This is a genomic window from Massilia phyllostachyos (genome assembly GCF_021044825.1).
Classification (GTDB): Bacteria; Pseudomonadota; Gammaproteobacteria; order Burkholderiales; family Burkholderiaceae_D; genus Telluria; species Telluria phyllostachyos.
Window position 1 is genome coordinate 84,441 of sequence record NZ_JAJNOC010000001.1, and the last position, 15,805, is coordinate 100,245.

Below are 15,805 nucleotides of genomic sequence, written 5' to 3' on the forward strand. Positions count from 1 at the left end.
TAGGCACTGGAAATGCTGTCAAGCATGCTTACATCGGTACAACAGGACACGTGAATACAGGCGGCGAATGATCGAAATCCAGAATGTCAGCAAGTGGTACGGCGGCTTCCAGGTCCTGCGCGACTGCACTACCCAGGTCGCGCGCGGCGACGTGGTGGTGGTCTGCGGCCCGTCCGGCTCCGGCAAGTCGACCCTGATCAAGACCGTCAACGGCCTCGAACCCTACCAGAAGGGCCGGGTGCGGGTCGACGGCGTGGAAGTCGGCGCGCGCACCACCGACCTGGCGCGGCTGCGCGCCCGCATCGGCATGGTGTTCCAGAACTTCGAGCTGTTCCCCCACCTGTCGGTACGCGAGAACCTGACGCTGGCGCAAATCAAGGTGCTGGGGCGCGGCAAGGACGAAGCGATCAAGCGCGGCCTGGCCTACCTGGACCGGGTCGGCCTGCTGGCGCACCAGGACAAGTACCCGGCCCAGCTCTCGGGCGGCCAGCAGCAGCGCGTGGCGATCGCGCGCGCGCTGTCGATGGACCCGGTGGCGATGCTGTTCGACGAACCGACGTCCGCCCTCGACCCGGAGATGATCGGCGAGGTGCTCGAGGTGATGGTCGGCCTGGCCCAGGACGGCATGACCATGATGGTGGTGACCCACGAGATGGGCTTCGCGCGCAAGGTGGCCGACCGCATCGTTTTCATGGACGAAGGCAGGATCGTCGAGGACAGCTTCAAGGAAGACTTCTTCGCGGCGCCGCGTTCGGCGCGTGCGCGCGAGTTCCTGGCGCGGATCATCCACTAACGCCGCCCGTTCAATAAAAACGGCGCCCGAGGGCGCCGTTCTCAATATGGGAGCAGGATCCCGACTCAGGCCTGCTTGGCGGCGCGGCGGCGGCGTGCAGCGGCCAGGCCGACGGCGCCGAAGCCCAGCAGGGCCATGCTGCCCGGTTCAGGCACATAGTTCCAGCCGATCGCGTCGAACATCAGGTAGTCCATCGTGGTGATGTCCATGAATTCGCCGCGTGCGCCGGTCGGGTCCATGATGCCGATGTCCAGGTTGTCCTTCCAGTGGCTGGCTTGCTGGCTGTCGCCATAGGTACGGCCGGTCGAGAAGGTCGCCAGGGTGGTGGCGCACTTATCCAGCGAGAAGTACTTGGTACGGTTATCGGCCGAGAAGTCGATGTCGGCGTTGTTCTGATAGCTCAGGTTCGAGCAGCGGAACACGTCGGTCGGGGAAATATAGGTGAAGGCGACATCGGAGTAGTTGCCCGAGCGGTTTGCGTCGAGGGTGTCCACACCGCTGACTAAGCCGAGCGCATGACCGATCTCGTGAGCGGCGACGCCAATGAAATCGAAGGCGTTGCTGGTAATGCCGTCGGTGCGGTCGAAGTCCCATGTGAATGCCGTGCTGAACGAGATGTTGCCGTCCGATGCATTGTCCTGCGCGGTATACAGGCCCAATGCACGGGCATTGGCCTGGGTCATGCGGATCGTATTGTTATTTGCGTTGCAGTTATTGTCGAGGAATGGCGTCGCGCTGCCGGCACCATTCGGGTTGACTGCAGTACCGTTCATGACGACACTCAGGCACGATTTCGTGCTCATGCCGGAAACTGCTTTCTGGTCGAAAGGCGTGGAGATATCGTTCTTCAGCGCATTACGGAAATTGTCATATGACGAAACGTAACGGGTGGAACCGGTCGAACCCAGGATGCCGGTGCCGAGGGCGGTAAAGCCGATGTTCAGGTTCACCGTGACCTTATCGGTGAAGGCCGACGACCAGAGGTCCGCAGCGGCCTGGAAACCGGCCAGTGCACGCTGGTCCATGCTCGGGTCATAGGTGAACTTGAATTCCAGGGCTTGCACGGAGCCGCCGTAGGCGACAGCCATCAGTGGCACGAGCTTCAGCAGTTTCTTCAGGTTTTTCATGCGTCTCTTTTTCCGTAATGTTGACTTGTTATATGAGCGATGCCGGCGCACCTGCATGACCATTGCCGGCTCACCCTTTTGAGAGATGCAAGTTTCGAGCCAGAAACGCATGCAATTGTTTTTATTGAGAAATTTTCTTTTGAGAATTATTTCTCATCGTAAAGTGTAAAGATTGTCGACAGCAATTTGGCTGAACAGGAAGTTTGTACGGAGAAAATTGCCGTATGCCTCTCCCCACAGCCAGCGGGTAAAATGGCGGGATTCGTTCTCCGAGACCCGCCATGTCCACCATCGACCCGATTGAAATCCCGCAGTCCATCACCATCACCCGTCCCGACGACTGGCACTTGCACCTGCGCGATGGCGCGGCCCTCGCCAGCGTGCTGCCGCACAGCGCGCGCCAGTTCGCACGCGCGATCGTGATGCCGAACCTGAAGCCGCCGGTCACCACGACCGCCGCCGCCGGCGCCTACCGCGACCGCATCCTCGCGGCGCTGCCGGAAGGAGTAACCTTCGAGCCGCTGATGACGCTCTACCTGACCAACAACACCGACCCGGACGAGATCCGCCGCGCCGCCGACACCGGCTTCATCCACGCGGTCAAGCTCTACCCGGCCGGCGCCACCACCAATTCCGACGCCGGCGTGACCGACCTGCGCAACTGCTACAAGGTGCTGGAAACCATGCAGGAAGTCGGCATGCCGTTGCTGGTGCACGGCGAGGTGACCGACAACGACATCGACTTGTTCGACCGCGAGGCGGTCTTCATCGAACGCGTGATGCGTCCGCTGCGCCGCGACATGCCGGTGCTGAAGGTGGTGTTCGAGCACATCACCACCAAGGAAGCGGCCCAGTACGTGGCGGAAGCCGAAGGCCCGATCGGCGCGACCATCACCGCCCACCACCTGCTCTACAACCGCAACGAGATCTTCCGCGGCGGCATCCGCCCGCACTATTACTGCCTGCCGGTGCTCAAGCGCGAGGAACACCGCCTGGCGCTGGTCACCGCCGCCACCAGCGGCGACGAGCGCTTCTTCCTCGGCACCGACTCGGCCCCGCACGCGGTGCACACCAAATATGCCGCCTGCGGCTGCGCCGGCTGCTACACCGCGCTGCATGCGATGGAGCTGTATACGGAGGCCTTCGCCCAGGCCGGCGCGCTGGACAAGCTCGAAGCCTTCGCCAGCCTGAACGGCCCGGCCTTCTACGGCCTGCCGGTCAACGAGGGCACCATCACGCTCGAGCGCAAGGACTGGACCGTGCCGGAGAGCGTGCCTTTCGGCGAGCACCAGCTGGTGCCGCTCAACGCCGGCGAGACCATCCACTGGAAGATGGCGTAAGCGCCGCATGCTGTCGCAGATCGACTGGACGCGCCCCTGGTACGACACGGTGCGTCCAGGCGTCGAGCGCCTTGGCTTGGCGGGCGACGGCTTCATCGACGCCTTCAACCGCAGCGCGGCGTCGCTCGGCCTGCTGAACCACGCCGGCCTGCCGCTGCGCTTCGTGCCGCAGGCCGCGCTGCCCGAAGGCACGGCCTACGAGGAGTTCATCGGCGCCACCGGCCAGGTGCCCACGCGCGACAACCTGCACGACTTCTTCAACGGCCTGGTGTGGCAGACCTTCCCGCGCATCAAGCGCCAATTGAACGCCCTGCAGGCGGCGCAGATCGCGCAGGCCGGGGTGGGCAAGTCGCGCGGGGCCGCGCGCGACGCCGCCACCATCTTCGACGAGAACGCCGCGCTGCTGCTGGTGCGCGCCGGCAGCGCCGGGCGCGCGCTGGTGGACGAATTGCGCGGCCACTGCTGGCTCGCCGCGCTGTATGAGAAGCGCGCCATGTTCGGGCTTGAAGTGCAAGTCTTCCTGTTCGGGCACGCGCTGATGGAAAAGCTGGTGGCACCGCGCAAGGCCATCACCGCACATACGCTCGTCATCTTCGCCGGCGATGATGTGTTCGCGCTGGAGCCCGGCGCGCGGCGCGCCTGGATCGACGAGCACGTGGCGCGGCAGCTGGCCCTGGAGGGCTTGACGACGTCAAGCTTCACGCCGCTGCCGGTGCTCGGCGTGCCCGGCTGGTGGGCCGATCAAGACCAGGATTTTTATCTCGACACCACCGTGTTCCGCCCGAAGCGGGCATGAAACGCAACGCGAACTGAAAGGGAATCGCCGATGGTCGACGCAGTACGCTGGGGCATCCTCGGCACGGGCAAGATCGCCCGCGCCTTCGCCACCGCATTGAAGGACGTGCCGGGCGCCGTGCTGGCCGCCGTGGCCTCGCGCAGCCAGGACAAGGCCGACGCCTTCGCCCGGGAGTTCGGCGCGCAGGCCGCCTTCGGCAGCTACGACGCGCTGGCGGAGGCGCGCGGCGTCGACCTGGTCTACGTGGCCACCCCGCATCCCCGGCATGCCGACAATGCCCTGATGGCGCTGCGCGCCGGGAAGGGCGTGCTGGTCGAGAAGCCGTTCACCATGAATTTGCGCGAGGCCGAGCAGGTCGTCACGCTGGCGCGCAGCCGCCGCCTGTTCCTGATGGAGGCGATGTGGACGCGCTACCTGCCCGGTTTCCAGGAAGTGCAGCGCATCATCGCCTCGGGCGAGATCGGGGCGGTGAGCCAGGTGGTGGCCGACTTCGGCTTCACCGCCAACTTCGGCCCCGAACACCGCGCCTTCAATCCGGAACTCGGCGGCGGCGCGCTGCTCGACCTGGGCATCTACCCGCTGTCGATCGCCAGCGCACTGCTTGGTCCCGTGGTCGAGATCAAGGCGCAGGCCGAGATGGGCGCCACCGGCGTCGACGTGCAGACCGGCTTCACCCTCAAGCACGAAGGCGGCGGCGTCTCGGTGTGCAGCTGCTCGTTCACCGCGCGCACGCCGTGCGAGCTGACGGTGTCGGGCACGCGCGGCCACGTGCGCATGAACACCCGCTTCCACCACGCCACCTCGGTGACGGTCGTGACCGAAGACGGCGCGGCGCGCACCATCCAGACTCCCTACATCGGCAACGGCTATGTGCACGAAGTGATCGAGGCGCAGCGCTGCTTTGCCGCCGGCCTCACCGAAAGCCCGGCCATGAAGCTGGAAGAAACGCTGGCGCTGATGGGCGTGCTGGACGAGATGCGGCGCCAGATCGGGCTGGTCTACGACAGCGACCGCGCCTGAACAGTGGGGTATGCGCGGTGGGTTGACACCCGCCCGCCTGCCGCGAATACTGGACGGTGTCATCCACCTTCCTGCGAAAGCCGCCATGGGCCCCGTTACCCCGATCCTGCGCATCTTCGACGAGGCCAAAGCCCGCGAGTTCTACGTGGATTTCCTGGGCTTCCAGGTCGACTGGGAGCATCGCTTCGAGCCCGGCCTGCCGCTGTACCTGCAGGTCTCGCGCGACGGCTGCGTACTGCACCTGAGCGAACACCATGGCGATTGCTGTCCCGGCGCGGGCATGCGGATCCAGGTCGGGGACATCGACGCCTATCACGCCGAGCTCACGGCGAAGCAGTACGGCTACGCGCGTCCCGGCATCGGCGACAGGCCCTGGGGCTCGCGCGACATGTCGATCGCGGATCCGTTCGGGAACCGGCTGACCTTCACCAACGCGATCAGCACCTGATCAACCCGCGGCCGCCGCCGCGTCCAGGCGCCGCAGCAGGTCCTTGTGCAGGTCCAGCGTGTACTTGGTCATGTGCTTGCGCGCGTGCGAGATCTCGGTGATCTCGCGCTGCGCCACCGCCGCCTGGCCGTTGGCCAGCGCCCACAGGGCCAGTTCCACGCGCGCCTCGATGCTGCTCGAACGCTCGGCCGCGGCGATGAACTGTTCGCCGGCCTCGGCGCGCTGGCCGCAGGCGCTGTAGGCGCGGCCCAGCACCAGTCCCACTTCCTCGGGGCGGAAGCCCGGCTGGCGCGTCTGCAGCGGCAGCAGCAGGGCGATCGCCGCCGCGGCCTGGCCGTGTGCCAGCCGTGCGCGCGCCGCGCCCAGGATCACTTCAGCGTCGCCGGCGAAAGGGCCCTGCAGGCAGGCGTCGTACTGCGCCACCGCTTCCGCGGTCTGCCCGGCTTCCAGCAGGGCGCCGGCCAGGCGCATCTGATTGTGCGCGGTCGGGGTCAGGTCGAAGGCCTGGCGCGCTTCGCGCACGTCGCGGCCCGGGTCGAGCTTTTTTTGCAGCGCATTCCCCGCCATGCGCGCCTGGCGCTCGAGGCGCGAGTGCGGCAGGAACACGGCGGCGAAATAGACGATGCTGCCGAGCAGGGGGAAGGAAAAGAGGATCAGCAGCCAGACCATCTGGCGTCCGGTGCGCACGGCATGGACGGCGAAGAAGAGGGCGACGATCAGGTGGAGTCCGAGTCCGAGGATGGGCATGGCAGTAGGGATTCCGCAGGTAGGAAGACGATGCAGCCGCCACGATAGCCTGTTGGGAGGCGCGCATGTCTATCGGATTGTCACACCTGCGCAATTTGCGACACAAATTCCGCCAATCCCGACAATCCCGGCCCGGGTGTTGTCAGACTTTCAGGAATTCCTCGCGCCCGCCCAGCCAGCGGGTCAGGTGGGCGTCGACCACCGCCATGTATTCCGGGCGGTCGGCGTGGTCCAGCAAGTATTGCGCCACGTCGCGCGCCTTGTCGACGATCCACTGGTCGGCTTCCAGGTCGGCGAAGCGCAGCATCGCCTCGCCCGACTGGCGGGCGCCGAGGAATTCGCCGGGGCCGCGGATTTCCAGGTCGCGCCGGGCGATCTCGAAGCCGTCGGTGGTTTCGCGCATGGTCAAGAGGCGCTGCTTGGCGACCTGGCCCAGCGGGCTCTGGTATAGAAGTAAGCACACGCTCGCAGCCGAACCCCGGCCCACGCGGCCGCGCAGCTGGTGCAGCTGCGACAAGCCGAAGCGCTCGGCGTGCTCGATCACCATCAAGGAGGCGTTCGGCACGTCGACGCCGACCTCGATCACGGTGGTCGCCACCAGCACGTGCACCTCGCCGCTGGAGAAGCCATCCATGATCACCTGTTTTTCGGCCGGCTTCATGCGGCCGTGCACCAGGCCGACGACCAGATCCGGGAGGGCTTCGGCCAGGGTCTCGTAGGTCTCGGTCGCGGTCTGCAGCTGTAGCACCTCGGATTCCTCGATCAGCGGGCAGACCCAGTAGACCTGCCGGCCTTCCTGGGCCGCCGCGTGCACCCGCTCGATGACCTCGTCGCGCCGGTTCTGGTCGATGGCGCGCGTGACGATCGGGCTGCGGCCCGGCGGCAGTTCGTCGATGACGGACACCTCGAGGTCGGCGTAATAGGTCATGGCCAGCGTGCGCGGGATCGGGGTGGCCGACATCATCAACTGGTGCGGCACCAGGCCGTCGCTGCCCTTGTTGCGCAGGGTCAGGCGCTGGCCGACGCCGAAGCGGTGCTGTTCGTCGACGATCACCAGGCCCAGGCGCGCGAACTGCACGGTGTCCTGGATCAGGGCGTGGGTGCCGATCACGAGCTTGGCTTCGCCCGATTCGATCAGCTCCTTGGCCGCGTCCTTTTCCTTTTTCTTCAGGCTGCCCGTCAGCCAGGCCACCTTCACGCCCAGCGGCTCCATCCAGGCGGCGATCTTGCGGAAGTGCTGCTCGGCCAGGATCTCGGTCGGCGCCATCAGAGCCGCCTGGTAGCCGCTGTCGATGGCCTGGGCGGCGGCCAGCGCCGACACCACGGTCTTGCCGCTGCCGACGTCGCCCTGCAGCAGGCGCTGCATCGGATAGCTTTCGCGCAGGTCGGCGCGGATTTCCTGCACCACGCGCTGCTGGGCGCCGGTCAGCTGGAAGGGCAGGGCGCCCAGGAAGGATTCGGACAGTTCACCCACCGCGCGCAGGGTCGGCGCGCCTTTTTCGCGCCGCGCGCGCTGGGCCCGTTTCAGGGAAAGCTGCTGCGCCAGCAGCTCGTCAAACTTCATGCGGGTCCAGGCCGGATGGCTTTTTTCGGTCAGCGCGTATTCGTCGACGTCGGCCGGCGGATAGTGCAGCAGGCGCACCGACGGTTCGAAGTCCCACAGCTGCAGGCGGCTCAAGAAGGCGTTCGGCAGCGTGTCGCTCCAGTCGACCCGCTTCATGGCGTCCGCGATGGCGCGCCGCATGATGGTCTGCGACAGGCCTTCGCCGGCCGGATACACCGGCGTGAGCGAGGTCGGCAGCGGCGCGCCCTCGTTGATCACTTTATAGGTCGGGTGGACCATCTCGGCGCCGAAGAAGCCGTGCTTGAGTTCGCCACGCGCGCGAATCCGCACGCCTTCGGCCATCTGCTTGACCTGGCTGCCGTAGAAATTCATGAAGCGCAGCTGCAGGTCGCCGGTCTCGTCGGCGATCTGGACCAGCAGCTGGCGCCGCGGCTTGTAGGTGATCTCGTTCTTGGTGACCACGCCCTCCACCTGCCAGGTCTGCAAGCCGCGCATGGCGGCGTCGCGGATCGAGACGACCTGGGTCTCGTCCTCGTAGCGCATCGGCAGGTGCAGCACCAGGTCCATGTCGGTGCGCAGGCCCAGCCGGGCGAGCTTGGATTCTGTGGTTTTGGGGGCGGATGGGGTCTTGGAAGCGGGCATATTGCGGCAATTGAGCAAATGCTGGCGTAAAATAGAGGGTTCGCCGCACGCATTGCAGCCTCTATTGTAAGGCTGTCAGCACCCATTTTCCCAGAATTGAACACAATGTATTCGCTTTCCGATTTCGATTTCGAGCTGCCGCCAGAACGCATCGCGCAGCTGCCGCTGCCGGACCGCAGCGCCTCGCGCCTGCTGCAGCTCGATGGCGGCCAGATCACGGACCGTCATTTCGCCGACATCGTCGACCAGCTCCAGCCGGGCGATCTGCTGGTGATGAACAATACGCGCGTGCTCAAGGCGCGCTTCTTCGGCGTCAAGGAAACCGGCGGCCAGGTCGAGGTGCTGGTCGAACGGGTGCTGGACCCGCGCACGGTGCTGGCCCAGGTGCGCGCCTCGAAGTCGCCGAAGCCCGGCAACCGCATCCGCCTGGCCGACGCTTTCGACGTTACCACCGGCGAGCGCGCCGGCGAGTTCTTCACCCTGCATTTCGAGGGCGACGTGTTCGAGCTGATCGAAGCCCACGGCCGCCTGCCGCTGCCGCCCTACATCGAGCACAACGCCGACGAATTCGACGAGCAGCGCTACCAGACCGTGTATTCGAAAGAGCCGGGCGCAGTCGCCGCGCCGACCGCCGGCCTGCACTTCGACCAGCCCTTGCTGGACAAGCTGCAAGCGAAGGGCATCCAGTTCGCCTACGTCACCCTGCACGTCGGCGCCGGCACCTTCCAGCCGGTGCGGGTGGAAGACCTGTCGGAGCACAAGATGCACTCGGAGTGGTACACGATCCCGCAAGAGACCGTGGACGCCGTGCGCGCCGCCAGGGCCGCGGGCCGCGACGTGATCGCGGTCGGCACGACGAGTCTGCGCGCGCTGGAATCGGCCTCGCAATCGGGTGAACTGAAAGCGGGCAGCGACGACACCGCGCTGTTCATCACGCCCGGCTACACCTTCAAGACCGTCACACGCCTGATCACCAACTTCCACCTGCCGAAGTCGACCCTGATGATGCTGGTATCGGCGTTCGCCGGCTACGACGCCATCCGCAGCGCCTACCAGCACGCGATCGCCAACGAATACCGCTTCTTCAGCTATGGCGACGCCATGCTGCTGACGACCACCTCCCGATAAGAACACGATGCTCGAATTTACCCTGCTTAAAAAAGACACCAGCGGCCTGTCGCACGCGCGCCGCGGCCGCCTGAAACTCAACCACGGCACCATCGAAACGCCGATCTTCATGCCGGTCGGGACCTACGGCTCGGTCAAGGCCATGGACCCGATCGAGCTGCGCGAAGTCGGTTCCCAGATCATCCTCGGCAACACCTTCCACCTGTGGCTGCGCCCGGGCACCGCGGTGCTGGACAAATTCGGCGGCCTGCACGGCTTCATGGGCTGGAACGGGCCGATCCTGACCGACTCCGGCGGTTTCCAGGTGTTCTCCCTGGGCGCGATGCGCAAGATCACGGAAGAGGGCGTGAAGTTCGCCTCGCCGATCGACGGCTCGCGCCAGTTCCTGTCGCCGGAAGTGTCGATGCAGATTCAGCGCTCGCTGAACTCGGACATCGTGATGCAGTTCGACGAGTGCACGCCGTACGAGATCGATGGCCGTCCGGCCACCAGCGAGGAAGCCGCCAAGTCGATGCGCATGTCGCTGCGCTGGGCCCAGCGCTCGATGAACGAATTCAATCGCGGCGAGAATCCGAACGCGCTGTTCGGCATCGTCCAGGGCGGCATGTACGAACACCTGCGCGACGAGTCGTTGGCGGGCCTCGAGGACATCAACTTCCCGGGCCTGGCGATCGGCGGCCTGTCGGTGGGCGAGCCGAAGGAAGACATGCAGCGCATCCTGGCCCATGTCGGCCCGCGCCTGCCGGAAAACAAGCCGCACTACCTGATGGGTGTCGGCACGCCGGAAGACCTGGTCGAAGGCGTGGCGAATGGCGTCGACATGTTCGACTGCGTAATGCCGACCAGGAATGCGCGCAATGGGTGGCTGTTCACGCGGTTTGGCGACGTCAAGATCAAGAACGCGCGCTACAAGGATGACCAGGCGCCGCTGGATGCGTCGTGTGATTGCTATTGCTGCAAGAATTTCTCGCGGGCTTATCTGCATCACCTGCACCGGTCGAACGAGATCCTGGGGGCACGGCTCAATACCATCCACAATCTGCATTTCTATTTGAAGATCATGCAGGAGATGCGGGATGCGATTGATGCGGACAAGTTCAATGAGTTCAGGATTCAGTTCAGGGCGGATCGGGGGCGTGGGGTGTAAGTGGGCGCTAACTGCTGGGCTGGCTAACTTGGATCCCGGCCTGCGCCGGGATGACGGTGTTAGGGCTGGTGGATTTAGTTGGCATCCTTCTCTGCGCTAGCTGAAAAACCGTCGTACGCGCCACTGGCGCCTACGACTTACGGCGCAGGCCGGAACCCAATTTCTCTAGCGCGCCACTCGGTCACCGCTCCCCACCAAATTAAATTTCCTGCAACATCTTGCAATCCGGAATTGCAAACCTACATACCTCCAGCTTGTCTCCAGCCATAGTGCCGGTGCTAGAATACACCGCTTAATTTTTTTAATCTCACCACCATCGGAGTTCTTGTGTTCATTTCCAACGCGTACGCGCAAACCACTGCCGCTGCAGACGCTGGCATCATGGGTAGCATCACCGGCTTCCTGCCGATCATCCTGATGTTCGTGGTCATGTACTTCCTCATGATCCGTCCGCAGCAGAAGCGCCAGCGCGAGATGAAGTCGATGATGGACGCGCTGACCAAGGGCGACGAAGTGGCGACCGCCGGCGGCATCCTGGGCCGTGTCGTCAAGGTGGCCGACACCTACGTGACCCTGGAAATCGCGACCGGCACCGAGATCGTGGTCCAGAAGAACGCGGTGACGACCCTGCTGCCGAAAGGCACCCTGAAGGCCCTCTAAGCCGGTCAGCACATGGCGGCGGCCTGGGGCCGCCGCGCGCCCAACTCAGAACGCTGGAATACCATGAATCGCTACCCCGTCTGGAAATATCTACTGATCGCCGTCGCGCTCCTGCTGGGCGCGCTGTTTACGGCGCCGAACTACTTCGGTGAAACGCCGGCACTGCAGGTCACCACCGGCAAGACGGCGGTCAACATCACCAGCGCCACCGTCAGCCTGGTCGAGGATGCGCTCAAGCGCAACGGCGTTCCGGCCACCGCGGTCGCCCTCGAAGGCGCAGGCAACAGCACCTCGGTGCGCGCCCGCTTCGCGAGCACCGACGCCCAGTTCCGCGCCAAGCTGGCCCTCGAGCGCGACCTGAACCGCGACAAGAACAACCCCGACTACATCGTCACCGTCAACCTGGCCAAGAACACCCCGGCCTGGATGGAAAAGATCGGCGCCAAGCCGATGAACCTGGGCCTCGACTTGCGCGGCGGCGTTCACTTCCTGCTGCAGATCAACAGCAAGGCCGTGCTCGATACCAAGGTCAAGGGCCTGCAGGCGAGCGTGCGCAGCCAGCTGCGCGACGCCAACGTGCGCCACACCGGCATCGAGCGCGTGGGCGACACCATCGAAGTGCGCTTCCGCGACGCCGCCACCCGCAGCGCCGCCCGCAACACGCTGGGCAAGCAATCGCAGGACCTGACCTTTACCGAGACCGCCGACGGCACCGAGCTGAAGCTGGCCGTCGCCCTGAAGCCGGAGGCGATCAAGCGCACCGTCGAAGACGGCGTCAAGCAGAACATCGCTACCCTGTCCAAGCGCATCAATGAGCTGGGCACCACCGAGCCGCTGATCCAGCAGCAGGGCGCCGACCGCATCATCGTCCAGCTGCCGGGCGTGCAGGACGTGGCGCGCGCCAAGGACATCATCGGCCGCACCGCGACCCTGGAACTGCGCATGGTCGATTCGACCGTGACCCCGGGCACCGAGCTGTCCGCCGCGATTCCGCTGAACTCGGAACTGTTCACCGAAGGCCGCGGCGCCCCGGTGGTGGTCTCGAAAGACGTCATCCTGACCGGCGACTACATCTCGAGCGCCGTCGCCAGCTTCGACCAGAACCAGCAGCCGGCCGTCTCGATCGACCTGAACGGCGACGGCGGCCGCCGCATGCGCATGGCCACCCGCGAAAACGTCGGCAAGCGCCTGGCGGTGCTGCTGGTGGAAAAAGGCGTGTACAGCGTGCCGACGGCCCCGACCATCAACCAGGAACTGGGTTCGACCTTCCAGATCACCGGCATCGGCAGCATCGAGGACGCCAACGAACTGGCGCTGCTGCTGCGCTCGGGCGCGCTGTCGGCGCCGATGGAATTCATCGAGGAACGCGTGATCGGCCCGCAGCTGGGCGCCGAGAACATCGACCGCGGCCTGCACTCGACCGTGTGGGGTTTTGTTGCGATCGCGATCTTCATGGTCATCTACTACCACCTGGTGGGCTTCATCAGCGCGCTGGCGCTGGCCGCCAACGTGCTGTTCCTGCTGGCGCTGCTGTCGATGATGCAGATCACCTTGACCTTGCCGGGTATCGCCGCAATCGCGCTGGCGCTCGGCATGGCGATCGACGCCAACGTGCTGATCAACGAGCGCATCCGCGAGGAACTGCGCGCGGGCGCGGCGCCGCAGGTGGCGATCAACGCCGGCTTCAAGCACGCCTGGGACACGATTTTCGACTCCAACGTGACCACCCTGATCGTCGGCCTGGCGCTGCTGGTCTTCGGTTCCGGCGCGATCCGCGGCTTCGCCGTGGTGCACTGCCTGGGCATCCTGACCTCGATGTTCTCGGCCGTGTTCGTGTCGCGTGGCCTGATCAACCTGTGGTACGGCCGCAAGAAGAAGCTGACCCACATCTCGATCGGCACCGTCTGGAAAGAGGGCTTCACGCCTAACAAGAGCAACACGACTCAGGAAACTCAGGGTTAATCATGGAATTTTTCAAGATCAAACGGGACATCCCGTTCATGCGCCACGCCAAGATCCTCAATGCGATCTCGGTGCTGACCTTCCTGGCGGCCGTGTTCTTCCTGGTGACCAAGAACCTGCATTACTCGGTCGAGTTTACCGGCGGCACCCTGATCGAGCTGCACTACCCGCATGCGGCGGACCAGGAAAAGATCCGCAACACGCTGCGCGGCGTCGGCTTCGAAGCGCCTGAAGTGACCAGCTTCGGCACCGCCCAGGACGTCCTGCTGCGCCTGCCGATCGCCCAGGGTTCGGCCCAGGACGGCACCTCGACGCGCGCCTTCAACGCCGTCTGCGCGTCCGAGCAGGGCACGCCGAAGGTCACGCAAGTGCAGACCGACAAGGGCCAGACCGTCAACCGCACCAGCTGCATGAGCGCCGCCAACCAGGAGCTGGTGAGCCTGCAGCGTGTCGAGTACGTCGGCCCGGCGGTCGGCAAGGAACTGGCGCAAAACGGCCTGAACGCGCTGCTGATGGTGGTGATCGGCGTGGTCGCCTACCTGGCCATCCGCTTCGAGTGGAAGTTCGCGGTCGCGGCCATCGTCGCCAACCTGCACGACGTCGTCATCATCCTCGGCTTCTTCGCCTTCTTCGAGTGGGAATTCTCGCTGACGGTGCTGGCCGCGATCCTGGCGGTGCTGGGCTACTCGGTCAACGAATCGGTCGTCATCTTCGACCGGATCCGCGAAATGTTCCGCAAGCAGCGCAAGATGACGGTGCCGCAGGTGATCGACCACGCCATTACCAGCACCATCTCGCGCACCATCATCACCCACGGCTCGACCCAGATGATGGTGCTGTCGATGCTGTTCTTCGGCGGCCACGCGCTGCACTACTTCGCGATGGCCCTGACCATCGGCATCTGCTTCGGCATCTACTCGTCGGTGTTCGTGGCGGCGGCGCTGGCCATGTGGCTGGGCGTGAAGCGCGAAGACCTGATCAAGCCGGTCAAGGAAAAGGACGAGACCGACGGCGCCGTCGTCTGAGCGGACTCTTCCTTTGAAAAATGTCGCCCGGCTCTGCCGCGGCGGCATTTTTTCATCCAGATCAAGGTGAAATGGTATTTTGGCCATTTATGTGTGGTAACGCACAGAGTGGCCATTCCGGCCACCCTATAGTGGACCTGTCTCTTTCAGGACATCCCTAGTTTTGGACTTCACCCGCTTCCCAACCGAAGCGGGTTTTTTTTGGCTGTGTTCGCGATCGTTGGGTGAACCAAATCGCGTTGTCGAAGTCCTACGCATCGTCGAGTTAACTCATCTGGAGTGACGATGCAAGGCCCGCGCTTCGACGAATTGTTTGCTTTTCTGACCGCCGCGCCATTGTCCAGCACCGATCTTGCCCGGCTGCGCGACTGGCTCGACAGCATCCGCGACCCGGCCGAGTGCCTGGCGCTCATTGAAGCGGCCGCGGCAGGCCGGCCGTGTCCGCACTGTGCTTGCGCGCGCTTGCACCGCTCCGGCTTCGCCAGCGGCCTGCAGCGTTATCGCTGCCTGGGTTGTCGTCGCTCCTTCAATGCGCTGACCGGCACGCCGCTGGCCCGGCTGCGCAAGCGCGAGTGCTGGCTGCCTTATATCAAGTGCTTGCTGGAATCACGCACCGTGCGCGACGCGGCGCTCGTTACCGGCGTGCATCGCACCACGAGTTTTCGCTGGCGCCACCGATTCGCGCCGGGCGCCGCCCGGCACCGGCCCGCAGCATTAACGGGAATCATAGAGGCCGACGAAACCTACAGACTGGAATCGCAGAAGGGTTCGCGCACCTTGTCGCGCCCGCCGCGCAAGCGTGGTGGCGCCGCCCGGCGGCGCGGCATCAACCGCGAGCATGATTGCCTGCTGGTAGCGCGTGACCGCATCGGCACGACGCTGGACTTTCATACCGGACGCGGTCCCGTGACCGCTGCGCAATTACATACCTGCCTGCAGCCGGTGCTGCCCGGCGACGGGCTGCTCATCAGCGATGGCGCAGCGGCCTATGTCCGGTTTGCCCTTGACGCTGGAATCATGCACGAATCCATCAACGTGCGGGCGGGCCGGCGCGCACGCGGCGCGATCCACATCCAGAACGTGAATGGCTGGCACAGTCGCTTCAAGAACTGGCTGGTGCGCTTCAAGGGCGTGGCCAGCCGCTACCTGGCGAATTATTCGGGGTGGCAGCGATTACTGGATGCGCAAGTGTTGCGTACACCAGCGCAGTGGCTATGTGCTGCGGTACGACAAGTTCAGTGAAGGCGACCGTAAATACATAACTAACGCGAACACAGCCTTTGCATCCTCAATATTTTCTCCAGAAAAGGAGAAATTATTTTGATGCAATAAATGCATTATGAATTTCACCAGATGCCCTTACGATTTTGCGCACTCTGAGTGATTTTGGTCGGGCCAGGCATACA

14 protein-coding genes are annotated in these 15,805 nt (G+C 64.7%); 11 read left to right on the forward strand and 3 right to left on the reverse strand.

Annotated elements, in window-relative coordinates; genetic code table 11:
• Nucleotides 1–67: 67 nt before the first annotated feature.
• On the forward strand, nt 68–793 hold the full coding sequence (locus LQ564_RS00255) for an amino acid ABC transporter ATP-binding protein (RefSeq protein ID WP_231056089.1): 726 nt from the start codon (nt 68–70) through the stop codon (nt 791–793).
• Nucleotides 794–858: 65 nt separating this feature from the next.
• Here LQ564_RS00255 and LQ564_RS00260 read toward each other — a convergent pair whose 3' ends face one another.
• Nucleotides 859–1,920 (reverse strand): NF038122 family metalloprotease, encoded by a 1,062-nt coding sequence (locus LQ564_RS00260; protein ID WP_231056090.1) that lies wholly within the window; start codon nt 1,918–1,920, stop codon nt 859–861.
• A 281-nt stretch (nt 1,921–2,201) separates the two neighbouring features.
• Between LQ564_RS00260 and pyrC the strand changes: the two genes are divergently transcribed.
• The 4 genes from pyrC (at nt 2,202) to LQ564_RS00280 (ending at nt 5,524) form a co-directional block, all read left to right on the forward strand.
• Nucleotides 2,202–3,260: a dihydroorotase gene (gene pyrC, locus LQ564_RS00265; RefSeq protein WP_231056091.1), complete on the forward strand. Its 1,059-nt coding sequence runs from the start codon at nt 2,202–2,204 to the stop codon at nt 3,258–3,260.
• 7 nt (nt 3,261–3,267) lie between these two features.
• On the forward strand, nt 3,268–4,056 hold the full coding sequence (locus tag LQ564_RS00270) for a DUF3025 domain-containing protein (protein WP_231056092.1): 789 nt from the start codon (nt 3,268–3,270) through the stop codon (nt 4,054–4,056).
• 30 nt (nt 4,057–4,086) lie between these two features.
• Nucleotides 4,087–5,076, forward strand: a complete 990-nt coding sequence (locus LQ564_RS00275; RefSeq protein ID WP_231056093.1) for a Gfo/Idh/MocA family protein — start codon at nt 4,087–4,089, stop codon at nt 5,074–5,076.
• Nucleotides 5,077–5,161: 85 nt separating this feature from the next.
• Nucleotides 5,162–5,524 (forward strand): glyoxalase superfamily protein, encoded by a 363-nt coding sequence (locus LQ564_RS00280; protein WP_231056094.1) that lies wholly within the window; start codon nt 5,162–5,164, stop codon nt 5,522–5,524.
• On the opposite strand, the gene LQ564_RS00285 is transcribed toward LQ564_RS00280, so the two are convergent.
• Together LQ564_RS00285 and recG are read right to left on the reverse strand one after the other, a co-directional pair.
• A complete protein-coding gene (locus LQ564_RS00285) occupies nt 5,525–6,271 on the reverse strand; it encodes a hypothetical protein (RefSeq protein WP_231056095.1) in 747 nt (248 codons plus the stop codon).
• Between the two features lie 142 nt (nt 6,272–6,413).
• Complete coding sequence (gene recG / locus LQ564_RS00290) at nt 6,414–8,477, reverse strand: ATP-dependent DNA helicase RecG (RefSeq protein ID WP_231056096.1); 2,064 nt, start codon at nt 8,475–8,477, stop codon at nt 6,414–6,416.
• 105 nt (nt 8,478–8,582) lie between these two features.
• Between recG and queA the strand changes: the two genes are divergently transcribed.
• The 6 genes from queA to LQ564_RS00320 all read left to right on the forward strand — a co-directional run bounded on the left by queA (nt 8,583) and on the right by LQ564_RS00320 (nt 15,641).
• A complete protein-coding gene (gene queA, locus LQ564_RS00295; RefSeq protein ID WP_231056097.1) occupies nt 8,583–9,605 on the forward strand; it encodes a tRNA preQ1(34) S-adenosylmethionine ribosyltransferase-isomerase QueA in 1,023 nt (340 codons plus the stop codon).
• 7 nt (nt 9,606–9,612) lie between these two features.
• Nucleotides 9,613–10,752: a tRNA guanosine(34) transglycosylase Tgt gene (gene tgt, locus LQ564_RS00300; RefSeq protein ID WP_231056098.1), complete on the forward strand. Its 1,140-nt coding sequence runs from the start codon at nt 9,613–9,615 to the stop codon at nt 10,750–10,752.
• Between the two features lie 327 nt (nt 10,753–11,079).
• On the forward strand, nt 11,080–11,412 hold the full coding sequence (gene yajC, locus LQ564_RS00305) for a preprotein translocase subunit YajC (protein ID WP_231056099.1): 333 nt from the start codon (nt 11,080–11,082) through the stop codon (nt 11,410–11,412).
• Between the two features lie 63 nt (nt 11,413–11,475).
• Nucleotides 11,476–13,374 carry a protein translocase subunit SecD gene (gene secD / locus LQ564_RS00310; protein WP_231056100.1) on the forward strand — a complete coding sequence of 633 codons (1,899 nt, stop codon included), beginning with the start codon at nt 11,476–11,478 and terminating at the stop codon, nt 13,372–13,374.
• Nucleotides 13,375–13,376: 2 nt separating this feature from the next.
• Nucleotides 13,377–14,399 (forward strand): protein translocase subunit SecF, encoded by a 1,023-nt coding sequence (gene secF, locus LQ564_RS00315; protein WP_231056101.1) that lies wholly within the window; start codon nt 13,377–13,379, stop codon nt 14,397–14,399.
• A 285-nt stretch (nt 14,400–14,684) separates the two neighbouring features.
• A complete protein-coding gene (locus LQ564_RS00320) occupies nt 14,685–15,641 on the forward strand; it encodes an IS1595 family transposase (protein WP_231056102.1) in 957 nt (318 codons plus the stop codon).
• Nucleotides 15,642–15,805: the final 164 nt, after the last annotated feature.